The organism is Kitasatospora sp. NPDC001119, from assembly GCF_053598475.1.
In genome coordinates this window covers 82,643-102,388 of record NZ_JBSFKI010000020.1, presented here as the reverse complement: position 1 = coordinate 102,388, position 19,746 = coordinate 82,643, and the positions used below count along the sequence as shown (strand labels likewise).

Below are 19,746 nucleotides of genomic sequence, written 5' to 3'. Positions count from 1 at the left end.
TGGCCCGAGTGGGCGAGGCGAGCACGCAGGACAAGTCGGCGCGGACGACCGCCCAGATCGAGGCGGACATCGAGCGGACGCGTGACCGGCTGGCGTCGACCCTGGACGAGCTGGCCGTCCGCGTCCACCCGAGCACGGTGACCGCCCAGGTCAAGGCCAAGGCGGTGGCCGCCGTCGAGGAGAAGACCGCCCGGGCGTACGTGGCCGCCAGCGGCGTGGTGGAGAAGGTCCGGGCGCAGTTCGTGGACGAGAAGGGGCAGCCGCGCCGCGAGCGGATCGTCCCGGCCGCGCTGGTCGGCGTGGGCCTGGTGCTGCTGGTCGCCTCGGCGCGCAAGCGCCGCAAGGGCTGAGCGCACAGCGGGACGGCGGGGCCGGGCGCGACGGGTGCCCGGCCTTTCGCGTGCCCGGGCTTCCGCGCGCCCGGCGCTCCGCCTGCCGGGCCTTCCGGATACCGGGCCAGCGTCACGCCCCGCGCCCGGGGGAGGTACCTTCGGGACCGTGAGTACGAACCACGAACCGACGCGCTCCGACGACGCGCAGGAGCCCGCCCGCCACGACCGGCTCGGCGAGAAGCTGCCGATCCGGATGCTGCACGACCGCGTGCTGGTGCGGATCGAGGGCGGCGAGGGCGAGCGCCGTTCGACCGGCGGCATCCTGATCCCGGCCACGGCGGAGCTGTCCAAGCGCTGTACCTGGGCGGAGGCCGTCGCGGTGGGCCAGAGCGTGCGCTCGGTGGAGCCCGGCGACCGGGTGCTGTACGACCCGGAGGACAAGCTGGAGGTCGAGGTCCGCGGCGCCACCTACGTGCTGCTGCGCGAGCGCGACCTGCACGCCGTCGCCGCCACCCGCTTCGGCGACACGGAGGGCTCGACCGGGCTGTACCTGTGACGGTCTGATCCGCTCCGTGCCCTGAGGTGCCCCCGACCCGGGTCGGGGGCACCGTGCTTTCGCGGCGGGGGTCCGCGACATGGCGGTCCGCCGCGGGGGTCGGGGGCGTTGTCGGTGCCGCGCGCTAGGGTCCCGGCATGAGTGTGCCGGTGATCGGGGACGGGGAGCGTCGGGCCAGGCTGGGGCGGCGTCAGCTGCTGGCGCCGTCGGTGCGGGCGGCGCGGGTGGAGGACGTGGCCGACGCGGTGGTCGGGCTGCACGCGACGGACGCGGCCACGGTGTACCTGTCGGCCTGCGCGAGGCTGGCCGAGCCCTCGGCGGCGGAGGTGGACCGGGCGCTGTACGAGGACGTCTCGCTGGTGAAGCTGCTGTCGATGCGGCGGACGATCTTCGCGGTGACGGAGGGCCTGGCCCCGTACGTGAGTTCGGCGGCGGCGCGGGCGATCGCGGCGAAGGAGCGGGCGACGCTGCTGAAGCACCTGCGGGACCACGCCGAGGGCTGGGACGAGGCCCGGCTGGCGGAGGCGGAGCGCGAGGTGCTGGCCGCGCTGGCCGGGCGCGGCGAGGCGACGACCAAGGAACTCTCCGAGGACGTACCGCAGTTGCGCGAGACGATGCTGATGTCGGCGGGCAAGGCGTACGAGGCGCGGCAGAGCGTGGGCAGCCGGCTGCTGCGGCTGCTGGCCTCGGACGGGCACGTGCGCCGCTGCCGTCCGCGCGGGTCGTGGCTGAGCAGCAGCTACCCGTGGGCGCTGGTGCCGCAGTGGCCGGAGGTGCCGGTGCGGGAGGCGAAGGCCGAGGTGGTGCGGCGCTGGCTGGCGGCGTACGGGCCGGCGACGGTCGAGGACGTGAAGTGGTGGACGGGCTGGACGCTGGGGGACGTCCGCCGGGCGCTGGCCGATCTCGGGGCGCTGGACGTGGCGTTGGCCGGCGGGGCGCCCGCCCTGGTGCTGCCGGGGGACGAGGGGCCGGTGGCGGAGCCGGAGCCGTGGGCGGCGCTGCTGCCCGCGCTGGACCCGGCGGTGATGGGCTGGCGCGGGCGGGACTGGTACCTGCGGCCGGAGGACGTGCCGGCGCTGTTCGACCGGGCGGGCAACGCCGGGCCGACGGTGTGGTGGTGCGGCGAGGTGGTGGGCGGCTGGACACAGCGCGCGGACGGCGAGGTGGTGTGGCGGCTGTTCCGGGGGGCCGGGGCGGAGGCGGAGCGGGCGGTCGCGGCGGAGGCGGAGCGGTTGGCGGGCTGGCTGGGCGAGGTGCGGGTGACGCCGCGGTTCCGCACCCCGCTGGAGAAGGAGCTCAGGGGCTGACCGGGAGCCGATCGGGGGCTCAGGGCGTCGGGGGCGGCGGCACCGGGTGGCTCGCGGGGCCGCCGGTGGCACTGGGCAGGGCCGTGGGGCGGGTCGGCTGGACCAGGGTGGGCTTCGGGGTGGGGCTGGGCTGCTCCGGGTCGGTGGTCGTCGGCCTGGTGGCCTGCGGGCTGGGGGTGTTGGGGCCGGTGGGGGGCTGGCCGGTGGCGGCGGGGGCGCTGGGCGTGTGGCCGGCGGGCGTGCCGGGGGCCGGGTCGGTGGTGGCGGGTTCGCCGCCGGCGGCCGGGGCGGTGGTCGGGGTGGTGGCGCTGGGGCTGCTGCTAGCGGACACGCCGGGCCAGGGGGTGGCGGTGGTGGCGCCGTGCCCGGTCCGGAGGTCGAAGTCCTGGGTGGGGGTGCCGTCGAGGGCGGCGGCGGTGTAGGCGGTCCAGATCCGGGTGGGGAAGGCGCCGCCGTTGATCCGGCTGAGTCCGGCGGTGCCGGCCAGCGGTTCCTTGGCGTGGGTCTTCGGGTTCTCCCGGAACAGGCCGACGGTGGTGGCGAGTTCGGGGGTGTAGCCGGCGAACCAGGCGGAGAGGTTGGAGTCGGTGGTGCCGGTCTTGCCGGCGGCGGGGCGGCCGAGGTCGAGGGCGGCGGCGCCGGTGCCGCGCGGGCTGATGACGTCGCGCAGCACGTCGGTGACGGAGTCGGCGATCTCCCGGTCGAGGGCGTCGGTGGGGTTGTGCTCGGGCATCTTGGGGACGTCGACGGCGCCGCCGGGGTTGACGCGTTCGAGTTTGAGGACGGACCAGGGGGTGTGCGCCTGGCCGTGGTCGGCGAGGGTGGCGTAGGCGCCGGCCAGGTCGAGGGCGCTGGGGGTGGCGGTGCCGAGGGTCATCGAGGTGTTGGCCGGGTCCATGCCGCGGACGCTGTCGGGGATGCCGAGTCTGACGGCGGTCTCCCGGACGCGGGCGAGTCCGGCGTCCACGCCCTCCTGGGCGTACACGGAGTTGACGGACTTCACCATGGCGTAGCGCAGGGTGATGTTGCCGTAGTCGACGCCGTCCTCGTTGGGCGGGGCGTAGGGGGTGGGGCCGCCGGTGACGGGGCGTTCGCTGGTGCCGTCGTAGCGGGACTCGGTGGTGATCGGGCGGCCGTCGAGGTCGTGCTGGGCGACCAGGCCGGCGGCGAGGTCGATGGGCTTGAAGGTGGAGCCGATCTGGTTGTCCTGGCGCAGTGCGTCGTTGTAGGGCTGCTTGGCGTAGTCGGGGCCGCCGTAGACGGCGACGACCCGGCCGGTGGCGGGTTCGACGGAGGCGCCGGCGACCCGGACGTCGGTGTCGGTGGTGGGGCGGGCCTGGGGGTCGAGTTCGCCGGTGAGCTGCTCCTGGACGGCCTTGGCGAAGGCGTCCTGCCGGGGCTTGTCGAAGGTGGTGGTGATGCGCCAGCCGCCGGCCTTGAGGGTGGCGGCGTCGATGGTGCCGGAGGAGACGAGGTAGTCGTCGGCGACGCCGACCAGGTAGCCGGCCTGGCCGGCCAGGCCGGTGGCGGGCTGGGGGTCGATCGGGTCGGGGAAGGTGGTGGCGGCGCGGTCGGCGGGGGTGAGGAAGCCGAGTTGGACCATGCCGTCGAGGGCGTAGTTCCAGCGGGCGACGGCCTTCTCGCGGTTGGCGGGGGTGGCGGTCTTGACGTCGTAGAGGCTGGGGGCCTGGAGCAGGGAGGCGAGGTAGGCGCCCTGGCCGAGGGTGAGTTGGGAGACGTCGACGCCGTAGTAGGCGTGGGCGGCGCTCTGGATGCCGTAGGCGCCGCGGCCGAAGTAGCTGCTGTTGAGGTAGCCGGCGAGGATCTCGCGCTTGTCGCGCTGCTGGTCGACCTTGAGGGCGATGAGCAGTTCGCGGCCCTTGCGCTCGATGGTGCGGTCCTGGGTGAGGTAGTAGTTCTTGACGTACTGCTGGGTGATGGTGGAGCCGCCCTGCATGCCCTTGCCGAGCAGGGTGTTCCAGCCGGCCCGGAGCATGCCCTTCAGGTCGATGCCGCGGTTCTGGTAGAAGGTGCGGTCCTCGGCGGAGACGACGGCCTGCTGGGTCGGGAGCGGGATCTGGTCGATGGTGACGTCGGTGCGGTTGACGGCGCCGGTGCGGGCGATCTCGGTGGTGCCGTCGGCGTAGAGGTAGATGTTGTTCTGGGCGACGGCGTGGGCGTTGGGGTCGGGCACCGGGACGATGACGTAGAGCACGGCGAAGCCGCCGGCGGCGAGCAGGAGCAGCGCGGTGAGGGTGCCGAGGGTGATCCGCCAGGTGGGCAGGAGCCGGCGCCAGAGCGGGAGGGCGCGGCGGGCCTCGCGGCGGGCGGCCCGTTTGGCCTGGCGGCGGGTGCTCAAGGTCATGCCGAGATTATCTGCTATTTGACGTCGGCTCAGGTCGGAAAAACCGGGTGCGGGTGGTGCGGGCCGGAGGTACGGTGAAAGGTGAAAACCGCATAGCGCACCGACTTTTCGGCGCACTGGCCTTCCAGTGCACCGGCTTTCCGGCGCACCGACTTCCGCAGCTCCGCCCGCCAGGCCCGGCACCCCCCGGGTACGGCCGGTCGGAGCCGCTGGGGCGTGCGCGGATGTCGAGGGGCGCCTCCCTCTGCCCACATTTGTCGACAAGGAGACAATATGCTCTACGCCGCCGTCGCCCGCGGCGCCTTCCGCCGCTACTCCACCTACCGGGCCGCCACCGTGGCCGGCACCTTCACCAACACCGTCTTCGGCATCATCCTGGCCTCCTCCTTCCTCGCCCTCTGGCAGGCCCGCCCCGGCCTCGGCGGCTACGACCAGAGCCAGGCCGTCACGTACATCTGGGTCAGCCAGAGCCTGCTGGTCACCGTCGCGGTGTGGGGCGGCGGCTTCCAGGACGACCTCCAGGACCGCTTCCGCAGCGGCGACATCGCCGTCGACCTCTACCGCCCGGTCGACTTCCAGGGCTGGTGGCTGGCCTCCGACCTCGGCCGGGCCGGCTTCCAGGCGCTGGTGCGCGGCACCGTGCCGATGCTGATCGGCGCGCTGGTGTTCCGCATCCGGCTGCCCGAACACCCGCTGACCTGGGCGTTCTTCCTGCTTTCCGCGCTGCTCGCGGTGATCGTCAGCTTCGGGCTGCGCTTCCTGGTCTCGATCACCGGCTTCTGGCTGCACGACTCGGAGGGGGTGCGCTCGGTGATGCTGGTGGTCTCGATGTTCTTCTCCGGGATGCTGCTGCCGGTCGCGCTGTTCCCCGGCTGGCTCGGCGACCTCGGCCGGGTGCTGCCCTGGTCGGCCCTGGTGAACGTCCCCACCGACGTCTTCCTGGAGCGGACCGGCGGCGCCGCGCTGCTCGGGGCGCTCGGCTTCCAGCTCGGCTGGGCGGCGGTGCTGCTCGCCGCCGGGCGGGGCGCCCAGTGGCTGGCCACCCGCAGGGTGGTGGTGCAGGGTGGCTGAGCAGCTCGTACGGGAGCCCCTCGGGCCCCGCGACTCCTTCGGGCCCCGCGAGCCCCTCGGGCCCCGCACCGCCTGGGCGCTGCGCTCCTGGTGGCTCTGCGCCCGGATGTGGATGCGCTCGATGATGGCCTACCGGGCCTCCTTCGCCCTGAACCTGGTGGCCAGCCTGGTCACCCACTCCCTCGACTTCGTGGTGCTGGTGATCATGTTCCGGCACACCGACCGGCTCGGCGGCTGGAGCCTGCCGGAGACGGCCTTCCTCTACGCCACCGCGGCCTTCTCGCTCGGCACGGCCAACCTGCTGGTCGGCTCGGCCGAGGGCCTGGGCGCGCGGATCCGGAGCGGCTCGCTGGACACCATGCTGATCCGGCCCGCGCCCGCGCTCTCCCAGCTGTGCGCGGAGCGCTTCACGCTGCGCCGGCTCGGCCGCCCGCTCCAGGCCGTCGCCGTGCTGGTCTGGTCGCTGACCGCCCTGGACGTGCACTGGACCTGGGACCGGGTGCTGCTGGTGCCCGTCCTGCTGCTCTGCGGCACCGTCATCTTCGGCGCGGTCTACGTCGGCGGCGCCACCGTCCAGTTCTGGTGGGGCGAGTCCAAGGAGATCCAGAACTCCTTCACCTACGGCGGCGCGACCCTGCTGCACTACCCGCCGACGATCTTCGCCAAGGAGCTGGTCGCCGCGGTGGTCTTCGGCGTCCCGCTGGCCTTCGTCAACTGGCTGCCCACGCTGCGCATCCTCGACCGGCCCGACCCGCTCGGCCTGCCCACCGCCTTCCAGTTCGCCTCCCCGGTGGCCGCCGCGGTCTGCGTCCTCGCCGCCGGACTCGCCTGGCGGGCCGGGCTGCGCGCCTACCGCGGCACCGGCAGCTGAACCCCCGCCGCTTCGCTTCGCTTCGTGAGGAACCCCATGGCACTGATCGAACTGCAGGACGTCCACCGCACCTTCACCGTGCGGACCCGCACCGGCCGGTTCAGCCGGGCCAGGCGCGAGGTCCGCGCGGTGGACGGGCTCGGCTTCACCGTCGAGGCCGGCGAGTGCGTCGGCTACATCGGGCCCAACGGGGCCGGCAAGTCCACCACCATCAAGATGCTCACCGGCATCCTCGTCCCCAGCTCCGGACGGCTGCGGGTGGCCGGGGTCGACCCGGCCCGGGAGCGCGTCGCGCTGGCCCGCCGGATCGGCGTCGTCTTCGGCCAGCGCACCACCCTCTGGTGGGACCTGCCGCTGCGCGACTCCTTCGAGCTCGCCCGCCGGATCTACCGGATCCCCGACGCCCGGTACCGCGAGAACCTCGACCGCTGCGTCGAACTGCTCGACCTCGGCGGGCTGTTGGACACCCCGGTGCGCCAGCTCTCGCTCGGCCAGCGGATGCGCGGCGACCTCGCGGCGGCGCTGCTGCACGACCCCCGGGTGCTCTACCTGGACGAGCCGACCATCGGCCTGGACGTGGTCAGCAAGGGCCGGGTGCGGGAGTTCCTGCGCGAGGTCAACCGGGACCGGGGCACCACCGTGCTGCTCACCACCCACGACCTGACCGACATCGAGCAGCTCTGCGGCCGGGTGATGGTGATCGACCACGGCCGGCTGGTGTACGACGGCGGGCTGGAGGGGCTGCACGCCACCGGCCGCAGCGAGCGGACGCTGGTGGTGGACCTCGCGCAGGAACTCGGGCACCCGGTCGAGGTGCCCGGGGCCCGGGTCACCAGGGTCGAGGGGCCGCGCCAGTGGCTGGCCTTCCCGGCCCAGGAGAGCGCCGCGCCGATCGTGGCGGCGGTCGCCGCGCGCTACCCGCTGGTGGACCTGTCGGTGCGCGAGCCGGCCATCGAGGACGTGATCGCCCGGATGTACGCGGAGGTCGCGATCGGCTGACGGGTGCCGGGGCCTGGTTCGCCCTCCCGGCCGTCGCTCACCCGTGCGACGACCGGGGGTGCGTTCTGTTCCGCGTCACCGGTGTGGGTGATCGTCGTGACCCCCGGCCCCCACCGTGAGTTGACCCGGCATCACTCGCCGATGTCCGGAACCGGAGGCCCGCCACCCGATGGCCGTACCCGACGTGACCGTGGTGGTCGCGGTCTACAACACCATGCCGTACCTCACCGCCTGCCTGGACTCGCTGGTCGGGCAGTCCCTGGCGCCGGGGCGGCTGGAGGTGGTGGCGGTGGACGACGGCTCCACGGACGGCGGCGGGGAGCTGCTGGACGAGTACGCCGCCCGCCACCCCGGGCTGTTCACGGTGGTGCACCAGTCCAACTCGGGCGGCCCGGCCGGCCCGACCAACCGCGGCCTGGAGCTGGCCCGCGGCCGTTACGTGCTGTTCCTCGGCGCGGACGACTGGCTCGGCGAGGAGGCGCTGGAGCGGCTGGTCACGGCCGCCGACGCCTGGGGCTCGGACGTGGTGGTGCCCAAGCAGGTCGGGGTGAACGGGCGGCTGGTGCCGCAGGGGATCTTCCACGCCGACGCCGAGTCGGTGGGCTTCGCCGACTCCGCGCTGGCCTGGGCGCTGGCCGACACCAAGCTGTTCCGGCTCGACCTCGTCCGGCGCCACGGGCTGCGCCGCGACGAGGGGTTGAAGGTCTTCTCGGACCAGCCGTTCACCCTGGAGGCCTGCCTGCGGGCGGCCAGGGTGTCCGTCCTCGCCTCCTACGACTGCTACTTCCTGGTGCTGCGCGAGGACCGGGGCAACGTCACCGAGCGGGCCGGGGTGCTGGACCGGCTGCGCGGGATCGCCGCGCTGCAGCAGGTGGCCGTCGAACTGGCCGAGCCGGGCGAGGAGTTGGACGCCATCCGGGCCCGCAGCTTCGGCTGGGACGTGCCGCGGCTGCTGCGGGAGGGCTTCCTGCTGCTGACCGCGGACATGCAGGAGCGGGTGTGCGTCGAGACCGCCCGGCTGGTCGAGCGGTTCGGTGCCCGCGAGGTGTACCACCGGCTGCCGGTCGCCGAGCGGGTGCGGCTCGAACTCGCCTGCGCGGTACGGCCGGAGGCGCTGCGCGACCAGGTCCGCTACGAGGCGGCGCACGGCGATCCGCCGGTGGTGGTGGACGGACGGCGGCAGTACGCGGGCTACCCGGCGTTCCGGGACGCCCGGCTCGGTCTGCCGGACGAGCTGTTCCTGCTGCGCGAGGAGGCGGCGGTGGCGGAGGTCGAGGCGGCCGCCGGGCCGCTGGACCTGGCGCGGCAGCTGTGGCGCGGTCTCGTTCCGGAGCAGGTGCGGCGCGGGCTGCGGAGGAACCCGGCGTGGCGCCGGCTGGCCGACTCGGTGAACGGAGGACGGGGATGAGCCTGGACGTCTGCGTGGTCGGGCTGGGCAAGCTGGGCCTGCCACTGGCGGTGCAGTTCGCGCTGAAGGGCCACCGGGTGACCGGCGCGGACATCGCGCCGGGCGTGGTGGACAGCGTCAACCGGGGCGTGCCGCCGTTCCCCCGGGAGGCGGGCCTGGACCAGGCGCTCAAGCGGGTCGTCGCCGAGGGCCTGCTGCGGGCCACCACCGACACCGCGGCCGCGGTCGCCCGGGCCGAGGCCGTCGTCGTGGTCGTCCCGCTGGTCACCGCCGCCGACGGCAGCCCGGACTTCGCCCTGTTGGACGCGGCCACCGACGCCGTCGCGGCCGGGCTGCGCCGGGGCACCCTGGTCAGCTACGAGACCACCCTGCCGGTCGGCACCACCAGGGAGCGCTGGGCGCCGCGGCTGTCGGCCCGGTCGGGGCTCGCGGCCGGGACGGACTTCGCGCTGGTGTTCAGTCCGGAGCGGGTCCGCACCGGACGGGTCTTCGCGGACCTGCGGCGCTACCCCAAGCTGGTCGGCGGCCTGGACGCGTCCTCCACCCGGCGCGGCGCCGAGTTCTACCGGGCGGTGCTGGACTTCGACCCGCGCCCCGACCTGCCCCGGCCCAACGGCGTCTGGGAGCTGGCCTCGGTGGAGGCGGCCGAGTTCAGCAAGCTCGCCGAGACGACGTACCGGGACGTGAACATCGCGCTGGCCAACCAGTTCGCCCGCTACGCGGACGAGGTCGGGGTGGACTTCGCGGAGATCGCCGACGCCTGCAACTCGCAGCCGTACAGCCACCTGCACCGGCCGGGCATCGCCGTCGGCGGGCACTGCATCCCGGTGTACCCGCGGCTGTACCTGTGGAACGACCCGGGGGCGACGGTGGTCCGGGCGGCGCGCGAGGCCAACCTGGCGGTGCCGGGGTACGCGGTGGGCGTGCTGGCGGGCGCGGTGCCGGGCGGGATCGCCGGGCAGGGCGTGCTGGTGCTCGGCGCCTCGTACCGGGGCGGGGTCAAGGAGACGGCGTACTCCGGGGTGTTCCCGCTGGTCGAGGCGGTGCGGTCGGCGGGCGCGCGGCCGTACGTCAGCGACCCGCTGTACGAGGCGGAGGAGCTGGCGGCGCTCGGGCTGCCGCCGTACGGCGGGGAGCCGGTGGTGGCGGCGGTGCTGCAGGCGGACCACCCGGAGTACCGGGACCTGGCGCCGGTGGACCTGCCGGGGGTGCGGGTGCTGCTGGACGGGCGGCGGTGCACGGACCCGAAGCGATGGGCGGGCGCGGAGGTGCGGCGGATGGTGCTGGGCGGGGAGTGAGGCCCCTCCTCGCCCGGCCCCGTGAGGCCCCCGGGGCGCGTGATCGCGATGCGCGCCCCCGTCCGCGCCGGGCAACGGGCAGACTGGCGGGGTGAGTGACGATGCCTTCAGCGGGACCGGCCCCGGAGTCCGGTTCACCGCGGCCGACGAGGAGAAGAGACGCGGCGTCCGCCGGATGAAGACCATCGCGACCGGCCTGCTGGCCTTCGCGACCCTGGTCTTCGCCCTGGCCACCTGGGCCAAGGCGGCCGGCGCCGGCCCCTGGGCCGGGTACGTGGCGGCCGCCGCCGAAGCGGGCATGGTCGGCGCGCTGGCCGACTGGTTCGCGGTGACCGCGCTGTTCCGCCGGCCGTTCGGCCTGCCGATCCCGCACACCGCGATCATCCCGACCAAGAAGGACGCCTTCGGCCGCTCGCTCGGCGACTTCGTCGGCGAGAACTTCCTCTCCGGCCACGTGGTCCGCGGCCGCCTGGCGGCGCTCGGCATCGGCCGCCGGCTGGGGGAGTGGCTGGCCGCGCCGGGCAGCGCCGAGCGGGTCACCAAGGAGGCCTCGGCGGCGCTGCGTGGCCTGCTCGCGGTGCTCCGCGACGACGACGTGCGGGCGGTGGTCGCCGAGGCGGTGACCAGGCGGGCCGCGGCCACCTCGGTGGCCGAGCCGATGGGCCGGATGCTCGGCAAGGTGGTCGCGGACGGCGGGCACCACGGGGTGGTGGACCTGGTCGCCGTCCGGGCGCACGGCTGGCTGACCACCAACCACGAGGAGGTGGTCCAGAAGGTCACCCAGAAGACCCCGGGCTGGACGCCCAGGTTCATCGACCACCAGGTCGGCGAGCGGGTCTACAAGGAGCTGATGCGCTTCGTCACCGAGATCCGGGACGACCCGGACCACCCGGCCCGCGGCGCGATCGACAACTTCCTCGCCGACTTCGCGACCGAGCTGCAGACCGACCCGGAGACCATCGCCCGGGTCGAGCGGGCCAAGGGCGAGCTGCTGGCCCGCCCCGAGGTGCAGGACCTGATCAACTCCACCTGGGCGGCCGTGCGCACCCTGGTGATGGGCGCGGCCGAGGACGAGGACAGCGAACTGCGCCGGCGCATCCGCGACGGCGTGCGCCGCTTCGGCGAGCGCCTGGCCACCGACCCCAAGCTCCAGGCCAAGGTGGACGGCTGGCTCCAGGACGCCGCCCAGTACCTGGTCGACACCTACCGCACCGAGATCACCTCGCTGATCTCCGAGACGGTGGCGGGCTGGGACGCCGACGACGCCTCCCGCAAGATCGAGGCCAACGTCGGCCGGGACCTCCAGTTCATCCGGATCAACGGCACCGTGGTCGGCGCCCTGGCCGGGCTGCTGATCCACACCGTGGCGGTCGCGCTCGGGGGGTGATCCGGGGACGGCGCCCCCGGCGTGGGCCTATCCTGGGCCGAACTTCGCGATACGCGCGTAGAAGCACGGAGAAGGAAGAAGGGAACCACCGTGGTCCAGCCGGACGGAAGTCGGATCGTCCCCCACACCAGCCGGATCGGCTCCACCGACCGGAGCATCGAGGCGTTCATCGCCGGGATGCCCAAGGCGGAGCTGCACGTCCACCACGTCGGCTCGGCCTCGCCGCGCGTCGTCGCGGAGCTGGCCGCCCGGTACGCCGGGAACTCCAAGGTGCCGACCGACCCGGCGGCGCTCGCCGAGTACTTCACCTTCACCGACTTCGCGCACTTCATCGAGGTCTACCTCAGCGTGGTGGACCTGGTCCGGGACGCCGAGGACGTCCGCGCGCTCACCTACGGCGTGGCCGAGGACATGGCCCGGCAGAACATCCGGTACGCCGAGCTGACCATCACCCCGTACTCCTCGGTCCGCCGGGGCATCCCCGAGGTCGCCTTCATGGAGGCGATCGAGGACGCCCGGCTGCGCGCCGAGAAGGAGCTCGGCGTGGTGCTGCGCTGGTGCTTCGACATCCCGGGCGAGGCCGGGCTGCGGTCCGCCGAGGAGACCGCCCGGCTGGCCACCGAGCTGGGCCCCGAGGGCCTGGTCAGCTTCGGCCTGGGCGGCCCGGAGATCGGCGTGCCGCGCCCGCAGTTCAAGCCGTACTTCGACCGGGCCCGGGCGGCCGGCCTGCACAGCGTGCCGCACGCGGGCGAGACCACCGGGCCGGAGACGGTCTGGGACGCGATCCGGATGCTCGGCGCCGAGCGCATCGGGCACGGCACCCAGGCGGTGAAGGACCCGGCGCTGCTCGACTACCTGGGCGAGCACCGCATCCCGCTGGAGGTCTGCCCGACCTCCAACATCGCCACCCGGGCCGTGGAGCGGATCGAGGACCACCCGATCAAGCGGATGGTGGACGCCGGACTGCTGGTGACGGTCAACAGCGACGACCCGCCGATGTTCGGCACCGACCTCAACACCGAGTACGCGGTGGCGGCGCGACTGCTGGGCCTGGACGAGGCCGGGGTGGCGGGGCTGGCCCGCAACGCCGTCGAGGCCTCCTTCCTGGACGGGGCGGGCAAGACCCGGCTGACCGGGGAGATCGACGCCTACCTGGCGGGCTGGCAGCAGGCCTGACCGTCCCGCGGTCCGCGTTTCCCCTGGTGAACCGCCCCGTCGACCCCCTCGTTCCCGGGGGTCGGCGGGGCGGTTCCGTGTTCCGGTGCGGGTTGGCGTCACCGCCGTTCGGGTGATGGCGCCACATTGGTGCCATAAATGCTCGACATGGCGCCACCGCTGTGCCATGCTTACGGCCATGGACCTCACGCCATATGTGGAAAACCTCCGGAACGAGCTCGCGGTGGCCGCCGCCACCGGCGGGGACGAAGCCCGCGCGCTGGCCGAGCGGCTGACGCTCCCGCTGGAGTCGGCCGTGCGGCTCACCCTGCTCAACGCGCTGTCGGCGGCCATGGGGGAAGTCACCCGCGACCTCGCCCCCGGCTCGGTGGACGTGCGCCTGCGCGGACTCGACCCGGAGTTCGTGGTGACGGCGCCGCCCGGATCGGATGCCTTCCACGGCGATATGGCACCACCGTCGGCGCCGGTGGCACCAGTCGTGCCGCCCGTGGTGCCACCGGTGGTGCCTCCGGTGGCGTCGGAGTCGGACGAGACGGGCACCGCCCGGATCAACCTCCGGCTGCCCGCCCACCTCAAGGCCCGGGCGGAGGAGGCCGCCGTCGAGGCCGGCCTCTCGCTCAACGCCTGGCTGGTCCGGGCCCTGGCCGGCGCCCTGGAGGGCGGTGAGCCGGCCCGCCGGCCGGTCGCCGACCCGGGCAGCCGGGTCCCGCGCAGCATCGGCGGCCAGGGCTTCACCGGCTGGGTCCACTGACAGCTCCGTAGCGCCCGCAGCACCTCCCGCACCACCTTCTGCACCTTCGACGTCACCCCCGCTCCGACCAGCGGGGACACCCACACGAGTCAAGAGGACGGGACAGCCATGCCTACGTACGAGACCGACGGACCGATCTCCGCCATCCTCGAGTTCGACATCGGCTCGGTCTGGATCAAGGCGAGCAAGCGCACCGACGCCGTGGTCGAGGTCCGGCCCGCCAACCCGGCCAAGGAGGCGGACGTCAAGGCCGCCGAGCAGACCCAGGTCGACTTCTCGGGTGGCCGGCTCGGCATCAAGGCCCCCAAGCAGCGCTCCGTCTTCAGCGGCAAGAAGGGCGCGGTCGAGATCCTGGTTGAGCTGCCGGTCGGCTCCGAGGTCCACAGCGAGTCCCCGATGGCCGAGTTCGTCACCGAGGGGGCGCTCGGCGCCTGCCGGCTGAAGACCTCGCTCGGCCGGATCCAGGTCGAGCACGCCGACAGCGCCCGGCTCGACAGCGGCTTCGGGGACATCCGGCTCGGGGGGACGGCCTGGGACGCCGAGGTCTCCGGAGCCGGCCGGATCGAGATCGGCTCCGTCGGCGGCCGGCTGACGGTCAAGAACAGCAGCGGCGACACCGAGATCGACGAGGTCCGCGGCGAGCTGCACGCCAACGCCTCCAACGGGCGGATCCACGTCGGCCAGGCCGAGGGGAACGTGACCGCCAAGTCGGCGCACGGCCACATCCGGGTCGGCCGGGTGGTCCGCGGCCAGGTCACCCTGCAGACCAGCGTGGGGGACGTGGAGGTCGGCATCGCGGAGGGCACGGCGGCCTGGCTCGACGTGCACAGCAAGGTCGGCGGCGTCCGCAACGACCTCGGCCCCACCAAGGGCCCGGGCGACGCGGTGGAGACGGTCGAGGTCCGCGGCCGCACCCAGGTCGGCAACGTCATCGTCCGGCGGGCGTGATGGCGGCGAACGCGGCGGCCCCGGCGGACGTGGCGGTCCGTTCGCTCCCGGCGGTCTCGGCGACGGGGCTCACCAAGTCCTACGGGGACAAGGCGGTCCTGCGGGGCATCGACCTGGAGATTCCGGCGGGCAGCGTGTTCGCCCTGCTCGGGCCCAACGGCGCCGGCAAGACCACCACCGTGCAGATCCTCTCCACCCTGATCCCCGCCGACGGCGGCTCGGCCCGGGTGGCCGGGCACGACGTGGAACGCGAGGCCGACGGGGTGCGGAAGGCGATCGGGGTGACGGGCCAGTTCTCCGCGGTGGACAACCTGCTCACCGCCGAGGAGAACCTGCTGCTGATGGCCGACCTCAACCACCTCCGCCGTCGGGAGGGGCGGAGGCGGGCCGAGGAGCTGCTGCGGCGCTTCGACCTCACCGAGGCCTCCCGCGAGGCCGTCGCCACCTTCTCCGGCGGCATGCGGCGCAAGCTCGACCTCGCGATGACCCTGGTCGGGGACCCGAGGGTGATCTTCCTGGACGAGCCGACCACCGGGCTGGACCCGCGCAGCCGGCGCACCATGTGGGAGATCATCCGGAGCCTGGTCGCCGACCACGGGGTGACGATCTTCCTCACCACCCAGTACCTGGAGGAGGCCGACCAACTCGCCGACCGGATAGCCGTCCTGGACGGCGGCCGGATCGTCGCCGAGGGCACGGCCGAGGAGCTGAAGCGGTACGCCCCCGGCGGGCGGATCCGGCTCCGGTTCACCGACGCCGGCTCGCTGGCCGCCGCCGCCGCCCTGTTCCCGTACGCCACGGCCGACACCGAGGCACTGCGGCTGGAGATCCCGGGGGACAACTCCGTCCTCACGGTGAAGGCCGTGCTGGACGCCCTCGACAACGCGTCCGTGCAGGCCGAGTCACTGGTCGTGGAGACGGCCGACCTGGACGACGTGTTCCTCCAACTGACCGGGGAGGGCGCGCGATGAGCACGGCCACGCACACGGCCACGCACACGGCCACGCGTATGGCCACCAGTACCGCCGGCCACGCGCTCGGCGACTCGCTGACCATGCTGCGCCGCAACCTCAAGCACGCGCTGCGGTACCCGTCCCTGACCTTCGCGGTCGTGGTGACGCCGGTCATGATGCTGCTGCTCTTCAACTACGCCTACGGCAGCACGCTGGGCGCCGGCATCGGCGGCGGCCACTACATCGACTACGTCACGCCCGGCATCGTGCTGATGGCGGCCACGTCCGGGGCGCTGGTGACCGCGATCGGCATCTGCACCGACATGACCGAGGGCATCGTCAACCGCTTCCGCACGATGGCGATCTCGCGCTCCGCCTTCCTGGCGGGGCACGTGGTCGGCAGCGTCATCCAGACCATGATCGGGCTGGTGCTGGTGGTCGGCACGGCCCTCGCGATGGGCTTCCGGCCCAACGCCGGACCGGTGGAGTGGCTGGCCGCGGCCGGGCTGCTGCTCTTCCTCACCATCGCCCTGACCTGGATATCGGCCGGCATCGGCCTGGTGGCCAAGACGGTCGAGAGCGCCAGCAACATGCCGATGCCGCTGCAGTTCCTGCCCTTCATCGGCAGCGCCATCGTGCCGACGGACTCCATGCCCACGGCGCTGCGCTGGTTCGCCGAGTACCAGCCCTTCACGCCCATGATCGAGACCCTGCGCGGGCTGCTGCTGGGCACCGGGATCGGCAGCAGCGCCTGGATCGCCCTCGCCTGGTGCACCGTGCTGACGCTGGTCGGCTACTTCTGGTCGCGGAGCGTCTTCTACCGGCGGTGACGGGGGTATCGCCGGTGCGCCGAGTGACCAGGGCCGAGTGACCAGGGCCGGGTGACCAGCGCGGAGTGACCAGGCCGGGCGGCCCGGACAGCGGAGCACCCGCCGTCCGGGCCGCCCGGCACCCCCGTAGTAAAGTCCCGGCAAAGGGCAACTCCGGGGGGAGCAAATGACGGTGACGCGCCGCGGGCAGGTCGTCTGGTGGCTCCGTGGCGCGGCGCTGGCGGCCTTCCTGGTGTACCTGCCGGGCTACTTCTCCTCCCGCCAGGGCGGGCTGGTCGAGGTCGAGCGCTGGCTGAACCACCCGGTGCTGCTGCTCGGCACGGCCGTCACCCTGGCCATGGCCTCGGCGGTGGCCCAGGTCGAGTTCCGCACCAGGTGGGCGCAGATCGGTTTCGCGGCCGTCCTGTCGCCGCTGCTCGTCATCGGGGCGGCGGTCGGCGGCCTGGCGTACGTCTTCGGCGGCGACGGCCGGCTGGTCGACCGCAAGCCCGACCCGAGCCGCTCCGACCACGTGCTGAGCGTCACCGACGTCGCCTTCTCGATCGATCCGGTCTACCGGGTGGAGCTGGTGGCCGGCACCGGCTGGTCGGCCCGTCACTGGGGCCTCGGCACCTGGGAGGAGGAGGACGGCTTCGTCAGGGCCGAGTGGTCCGGTCCGGGCCGGATCACGGTGACCTTGGAGAAGGAGATCGAGGTCTTCACCGTGGGCGAGGACGGGACGCCGGCCGGCCCGTCGTCCACGCCCCGGTCCCGGTAGCGGGCCTGTAGTAGGGTCCGCGCCAAAGTTCGGTCAAGAACCGCCGGGGGGCGAAGGTGACAGCGGTACGCCGCAGAGGGATCGCGTGGGGGCTCAGAGGCGTGGCGCTCGTGGCGCTGTCGGCCTACCTGGTGGGCCGGCACGCCTCCCGTTCGGGAGGGCTGGTGGAGCTCGAACTCTGGTTCCACCGGCCGGTCCTGCTGGTCGGGGCGACGGTCGTGCTGGTGCTGGTCTCGCTGATCGTCGAGCTGGACTTCCGTACGCCGGAGTCGCAGATCGGCCTGGCCGGCGGCCTGGTGGCGCTGGTCCTGCTCGGGGTGCCGCTCGCGCTGTCGACGCTCGCGGCCGGGGACTCCGGGGTGCGGACCGCGCGGGAGGCCGCCCCGGGCCACCCGGACCGGGTGCTCGTCTTCACCGATGCCGCCGACTCGTTCGAGCCGGACCGCCGGGTGGAGCTGCTGACCGGCAGCGGCTGGTCGGCGCGCCACTGGTCCCTCGGTGCCAGGGGGCCGGGCGAACGCCTGCTCAGGGCCGAGTGGTCGGGCCCGGACCGGATCACGGTGACCTCGGAGAAGGAGGTCCAGGTGTTCACCGTGGGCGAGGACGGGACATTGGGCGGCCCGTCGTCCACGCCCCGGCCGCGGTAGCGGGCCTGTAGTAGGGTCCGCGCCAAAGTTCGGTCAAGAACCGCCGGGGGGCGAAGGTGACAGCGGTACGCCGCAGAAGGATCGTGTGGGGGCTCGGAGGGGCGGCGCTCCTGGCGCTGCTGGCCTACGCGGTGGGTCGGTACGAGTCCCGGTCGGGAGGGCTCGTGGTGGTCGAGCGCTGGCTCGACCACCCGGTCCTGCTGGTCGGGACGGCGGTCGTGCTGACCGCCGTCGCGTTGTACATCGGGATGGAGTTCCGGACCTGGGTGTCGCAGATCGGCTGCGCCGTCGCCATGGTGGCGCTGGTCTTCGGTGGGCCGCTGATCGCGTTCCTGGCGCTCGTGAGCGGCGAGGGGCGGACCGCGCGGACGGCCGCCCCGGGCCACCCGGACCGGGTGCTGACCATGACCAACATGGCCTCGATCGATCCGGTCTACCGGGTGGAGCTGGTGGCCGGCAGCGGCTGGTCGGCCCGCCACTGGAGCATGGGGATCTGGGACACCCGGGGCGGCGACTTCGTGCGCGCCGACTGGTCCGGCCCGGACCGGATCACCATCACCGGCCGCAAGAAGCTCACGGTCTTCGACGTCCACCCGGACGGCAGCCTGAGCGCGCCCCGGGAGGAGCCCAAGCCCCCGGAGGGCTGAGGCCGGCCCGGCCCTCCCCCGAAGTCCGGGGGAGGGCCGGGGCGTTCGGGCTCAGCGGGGCGGTGTCACCACGTGTCGATGTGCATCGTGTTGGCCGCGTTGTGGATGGCGTTGTAGTGCGGGATCGACATGTCGGACCTCTTCTGGCTCGCCGGCAGGTTCTTGTCGGCGGCGCGGAACTCGTCGCGGGCCTCCGCCAGCAGGCTGACGCCGTGGGAGACCGGGACGTCCTTCGTACCGTGCGCCGGGTGGGACTTGGCGGCCGTCTTGCTGCCGGCGTTGATCAGGGTGCCGCGGGCCTGGTTGTAGTCGGCCACCTTGATCGTCTTCGGGTTGCGGAGCTCTGCCTGCACCCCCGCGGTCGGCGGCGTCTGCTCGGCGGCCAGGGCGGCGGGAGCGGCGGCGGTGGTGAGCGCACCCGTCACGATGACGGTGGCGAGGGCGTTGCGGAGGGTCCTGTGCATGAGGGTGTCCTTCCGATAAGAAAGCATCAAGGATTTCGCGCCCGCCGTGATGATGAAACGGTCGGGATGCGAACGTCTCGGCCCTACCCCGGCCCCCGGTGGCGGAAAACCGGCTTCCGTTCCGGGAATTCGCAGAGGATGAGATCAGGCCTTTTTCTGATCATGCGCAAATAGGACTGGCGTAATGGTGAGCCGAGGGACTGCGCCGGAGGGAGGGGGAGCCCGGGCGCAACTCCGCGCTGCGGCAGACGGGGCAATGCGATTCGTGCGTTGACTCCACCCGGGTTACTTGCCGTTGCGGGGGCCCGGTGCGGGTGGTTCCCTCGGCTCCGTGGCCCTGTACGCGGTCACGGAATTCGAGGAATCACCCTCGCAGAAGGAGAAATCCTTGTTCAGCATCAAGAAGGCGGCCGCCGTCGCGACCGCCGCCCTGGCCGTCACCGGCGCGGTGGCCTCGGCCTCGCCCGCCTCGGCGGGCGAAGTGCGCGTCGGCGGCCAGGAAGTGCGCTTCTACAACGAGTCCGTGAACGGCTTCCTGGACTCCGCCAAGTACGGGACCGACGCCATCACCTGGCAGGCCAACGGCACGGTCTGGCAGGACTGGATCCTCCGCCCGACCCCCGGCGGCTACCTGATCGAGTCCAAGGGGAAGCCCGACAAGTGCCTCCAGGCGTTCGCGGAGCCCGGCACGCCGATCCCGCTCGTCGCGTGCAACCCCAACATCCCGACCCAGCAGTGGCAGATCGACCGGACGGGCGACAGGTACGTCATCGCCGAGGCCACGGACCAGGACTACGTCATCGCGGCGCAGAGCAACGGCGCCAACGTGGTGAAGGCGCTCCGTGACGACAGCCCGCGTCAGCTCTGGGACGTGGTTGCCCCCGCCGCCCCCTGAGCCTCCGGCGACACCTTCCCGCCCCCGCCGGCGGATCCGGCGGGGGCGGGTTCGTGTCCCGGGGGCTCCGGCCCACGACGGCGA

At 73.4% G+C, this 19,746-nt stretch carries 20 protein-coding genes; 18 read left to right on the top strand and 2 right to left on the bottom strand.

Annotated features, from left to right (window positions below; all coding sequences use genetic code 11):
• The first annotated feature begins 8 nt into the window (after nt 1-8).
• The 3 genes from ACWDD9_RS24675 (at nt 9) to ACWDD9_RS24665 (ending at nt 2,195) form a co-directional block, all read left to right on the top strand.
• Nucleotides 9-350 (top strand): DUF3618 domain-containing protein, encoded by a 342-nt coding sequence (locus ACWDD9_RS24675; protein ID WP_049655697.1) that lies wholly within the window; start codon nt 9-11, stop codon nt 348-350.
• Between the two features lie 235 nt (nt 351-585).
• Entirely contained in the window at nt 586-888 is a 303-nt protein-coding gene (locus ACWDD9_RS24670) for a GroES family chaperonin (RefSeq protein WP_049655715.1), read from the top strand.
• 137 nt (nt 889-1,025) lie between these two features.
• On the top strand, nt 1,026-2,195 hold the full coding sequence (locus ACWDD9_RS24665) for a winged helix DNA-binding domain-containing protein (protein WP_049655696.1): 1,170 nt from the start codon (nt 1,026-1,028) through the stop codon (nt 2,193-2,195).
• Nucleotides 2,196-2,214: 19 nt separating this feature from the next.
• On the opposite strand, the gene ACWDD9_RS24660 is transcribed toward ACWDD9_RS24665, so the two are convergent.
• Complete coding sequence (locus tag ACWDD9_RS24660; protein ID WP_074005052.1) at nt 2,215-4,560, bottom strand: transglycosylase domain-containing protein; 2,346 nt, start codon at nt 4,558-4,560, stop codon at nt 2,215-2,217.
• Between the two features lie 273 nt (nt 4,561-4,833).
• On the opposite strand from ACWDD9_RS24660, the gene ACWDD9_RS24655 reads away from it, so the two are divergent.
• The 14 genes from ACWDD9_RS24655 (at nt 4,834) to ACWDD9_RS24590 (ending at nt 18,303) form a co-directional block, all read left to right on the top strand.
• Entirely contained in the window at nt 4,834-5,631 is a 798-nt protein-coding gene (locus ACWDD9_RS24655) for an ABC transporter permease (protein WP_074005053.1), read from the top strand.
• The gene (locus ACWDD9_RS24650) at nt 5,624-6,502 is read left to right on the top strand and encodes an ABC transporter permease (protein WP_449812670.1); all 879 of its coding nucleotides are present in this window, start codon (nt 5,624-5,626) and stop codon (nt 6,500-6,502) included. Before ACWDD9_RS24655 ends, ACWDD9_RS24650 begins: the two co-directional genes overlap by 8 nt.
• A 36-nt stretch (nt 6,503-6,538) precedes the next feature.
• Nucleotides 6,539-7,501, top strand: a complete 963-nt coding sequence (locus ACWDD9_RS24645; RefSeq protein ID WP_049650304.1) for an ABC transporter ATP-binding protein — start codon at nt 6,539-6,541, stop codon at nt 7,499-7,501.
• Nucleotides 7,502-7,670: 169 nt separating this feature from the next.
• Entirely contained in the window at nt 7,671-8,909 is a 1,239-nt protein-coding gene (locus ACWDD9_RS24640) for a glycosyltransferase family 2 protein (RefSeq protein WP_053111993.1), read from the top strand.
• A 2-nt stretch (nt 8,910-8,911) separates the two neighbouring features.
• Nucleotides 8,912-10,207: a nucleotide sugar dehydrogenase gene (locus ACWDD9_RS24635; RefSeq protein ID WP_049650311.1), complete on the top strand. Its 1,296-nt coding sequence runs from the start codon at nt 8,912-8,914 to the stop codon at nt 10,205-10,207.
• Between the two features lie 91 nt (nt 10,208-10,298).
• Nucleotides 10,299-11,594, top strand: a complete 1,296-nt coding sequence (locus ACWDD9_RS24630; RefSeq protein WP_259316613.1) for a DUF445 domain-containing protein — start codon at nt 10,299-10,301, stop codon at nt 11,592-11,594.
• A gap of 135 nt (nt 11,595-11,729) precedes the next feature.
• The gene (locus ACWDD9_RS24625) at nt 11,730-12,770 is read left to right on the top strand and encodes an adenosine deaminase (RefSeq protein ID WP_369808275.1); all 1,041 of its coding nucleotides are present in this window, start codon (nt 11,730-11,732) and stop codon (nt 12,768-12,770) included.
• A 178-nt stretch (nt 12,771-12,948) separates the two neighbouring features.
• Entirely contained in the window at nt 12,949-13,521 is a 573-nt protein-coding gene (locus tag ACWDD9_RS24620; RefSeq protein WP_449812669.1) for a toxin-antitoxin system HicB family antitoxin, read from the top strand.
• 108 nt (nt 13,522-13,629) lie between these two features.
• On the top strand, nt 13,630-14,469 hold the full coding sequence (locus tag ACWDD9_RS24615) for a DUF4097 family beta strand repeat-containing protein (RefSeq protein WP_049650301.1): 840 nt from the start codon (nt 13,630-13,632) through the stop codon (nt 14,467-14,469).
• A complete protein-coding gene (locus tag ACWDD9_RS24610; RefSeq protein WP_449812668.1) occupies nt 14,469-15,440 on the top strand; it encodes an ATP-binding cassette domain-containing protein in 972 nt (323 codons plus the stop codon). Before ACWDD9_RS24615 ends, ACWDD9_RS24610 begins: the two co-directional genes overlap by 1 nt.
• Nucleotides 15,441-15,478: 38 nt before the next feature.
• Nucleotides 15,479-16,252 (top strand): ABC transporter permease, encoded by a 774-nt coding sequence (locus ACWDD9_RS24605; RefSeq protein ID WP_449812667.1) that lies wholly within the window; start codon nt 15,479-15,481, stop codon nt 16,250-16,252.
• Nucleotides 16,253-16,418: 166 nt separating this feature from the next.
• On the top strand, nt 16,419-17,009 hold the full coding sequence (locus ACWDD9_RS24600; protein ID WP_449812666.1) for a hypothetical protein: 591 nt from the start codon (nt 16,419-16,421) through the stop codon (nt 17,007-17,009).
• A gap of 110 nt (nt 17,010-17,119) precedes the next feature.
• Complete coding sequence (locus ACWDD9_RS24595) at nt 17,120-17,656, top strand: hypothetical protein (RefSeq protein WP_449812665.1); 537 nt, start codon at nt 17,120-17,122, stop codon at nt 17,654-17,656.
• Nucleotides 17,657-17,739: 83 nt separating this feature from the next.
• On the top strand, nt 17,740-18,303 hold the full coding sequence (locus ACWDD9_RS24590; RefSeq protein WP_449812664.1) for a hypothetical protein: 564 nt from the start codon (nt 17,740-17,742) through the stop codon (nt 18,301-18,303).
• Nucleotides 18,304-18,368: 65 nt separating this feature from the next.
• On the opposite strand, the gene ACWDD9_RS24585 is transcribed toward ACWDD9_RS24590, so the two are convergent.
• Entirely contained in the window at nt 18,369-18,767 is a 399-nt protein-coding gene (locus ACWDD9_RS24585; RefSeq protein ID WP_198959475.1) for a hypothetical protein, read from the bottom strand.
• Nucleotides 18,768-19,155: 388 nt separating this feature from the next.
• On the opposite strand from ACWDD9_RS24585, the gene ACWDD9_RS24580 reads away from it, so the two are divergent.
• Entirely contained in the window at nt 19,156-19,662 is a 507-nt protein-coding gene (locus tag ACWDD9_RS24580; protein WP_380743791.1) for an RICIN domain-containing protein, read from the top strand.
• Nucleotides 19,663-19,746 lie beyond the last annotated feature (84 nt).

Excerpts from the sequence above, each read along its gene's own strand:
- ACWDD9_RS24670 (WP_049655715.1), top strand. The coding sequence starts at position 586 with ATGCTGCACGACCGCGTGCTGGTGCGGATCGAGGGCGGCGAGGGCGAG.
- ACWDD9_RS24665 (WP_049655696.1), top strand. The coding sequence starts at position 1,026 with ATGAGTGTGCCGGTGATCGGGGACGGGGAGCGTCGGGCCAGGCTGGGG.
- ACWDD9_RS24660 (WP_074005052.1), bottom strand. The coding sequence starts at position 4,560 with ATGACCTTGAGCACCCGCCGCCAGGCCAAACGGGCCGCCCGCCGCGAG.
- ACWDD9_RS24655 (WP_074005053.1), top strand. The coding sequence starts at position 4,834 with ATGCTCTACGCCGCCGTCGCCCGCGGCGCCTTCCGCCGCTACTCCACC.
- ACWDD9_RS24645 (WP_049650304.1), top strand. The coding sequence starts at position 6,539 with ATGGCACTGATCGAACTGCAGGACGTCCACCGCACCTTCACCGTGCGG.
- ACWDD9_RS24640 (WP_053111993.1), top strand. The coding sequence starts at position 7,671 with ATGGCCGTACCCGACGTGACCGTGGTGGTCGCGGTCTACAACACCATG.
- ACWDD9_RS24620 (WP_449812669.1), top strand. The coding sequence starts at position 12,949 with ATGGACCTCACGCCATATGTGGAAAACCTCCGGAACGAGCTCGCGGTG.
- ACWDD9_RS24615 (WP_049650301.1), top strand. The coding sequence starts at position 13,630 with ATGCCTACGTACGAGACCGACGGACCGATCTCCGCCATCCTCGAGTTC.
- ACWDD9_RS24610 (WP_449812668.1), top strand. The coding sequence starts at position 14,469 with ATGGCGGCGAACGCGGCGGCCCCGGCGGACGTGGCGGTCCGTTCGCTC.
- ACWDD9_RS24605 (WP_449812667.1), top strand. The coding sequence starts at position 15,479 with ATGGCCACCAGTACCGCCGGCCACGCGCTCGGCGACTCGCTGACCATG.
- ACWDD9_RS24600 (WP_449812666.1), top strand. The coding sequence starts at position 16,419 with ATGACGGTGACGCGCCGCGGGCAGGTCGTCTGGTGGCTCCGTGGCGCG.
- ACWDD9_RS24585 (WP_198959475.1), bottom strand. The coding sequence starts at position 18,767 with ATGCACAGGACCCTCCGCAACGCCCTCGCCACCGTCATCGTGACGGGT.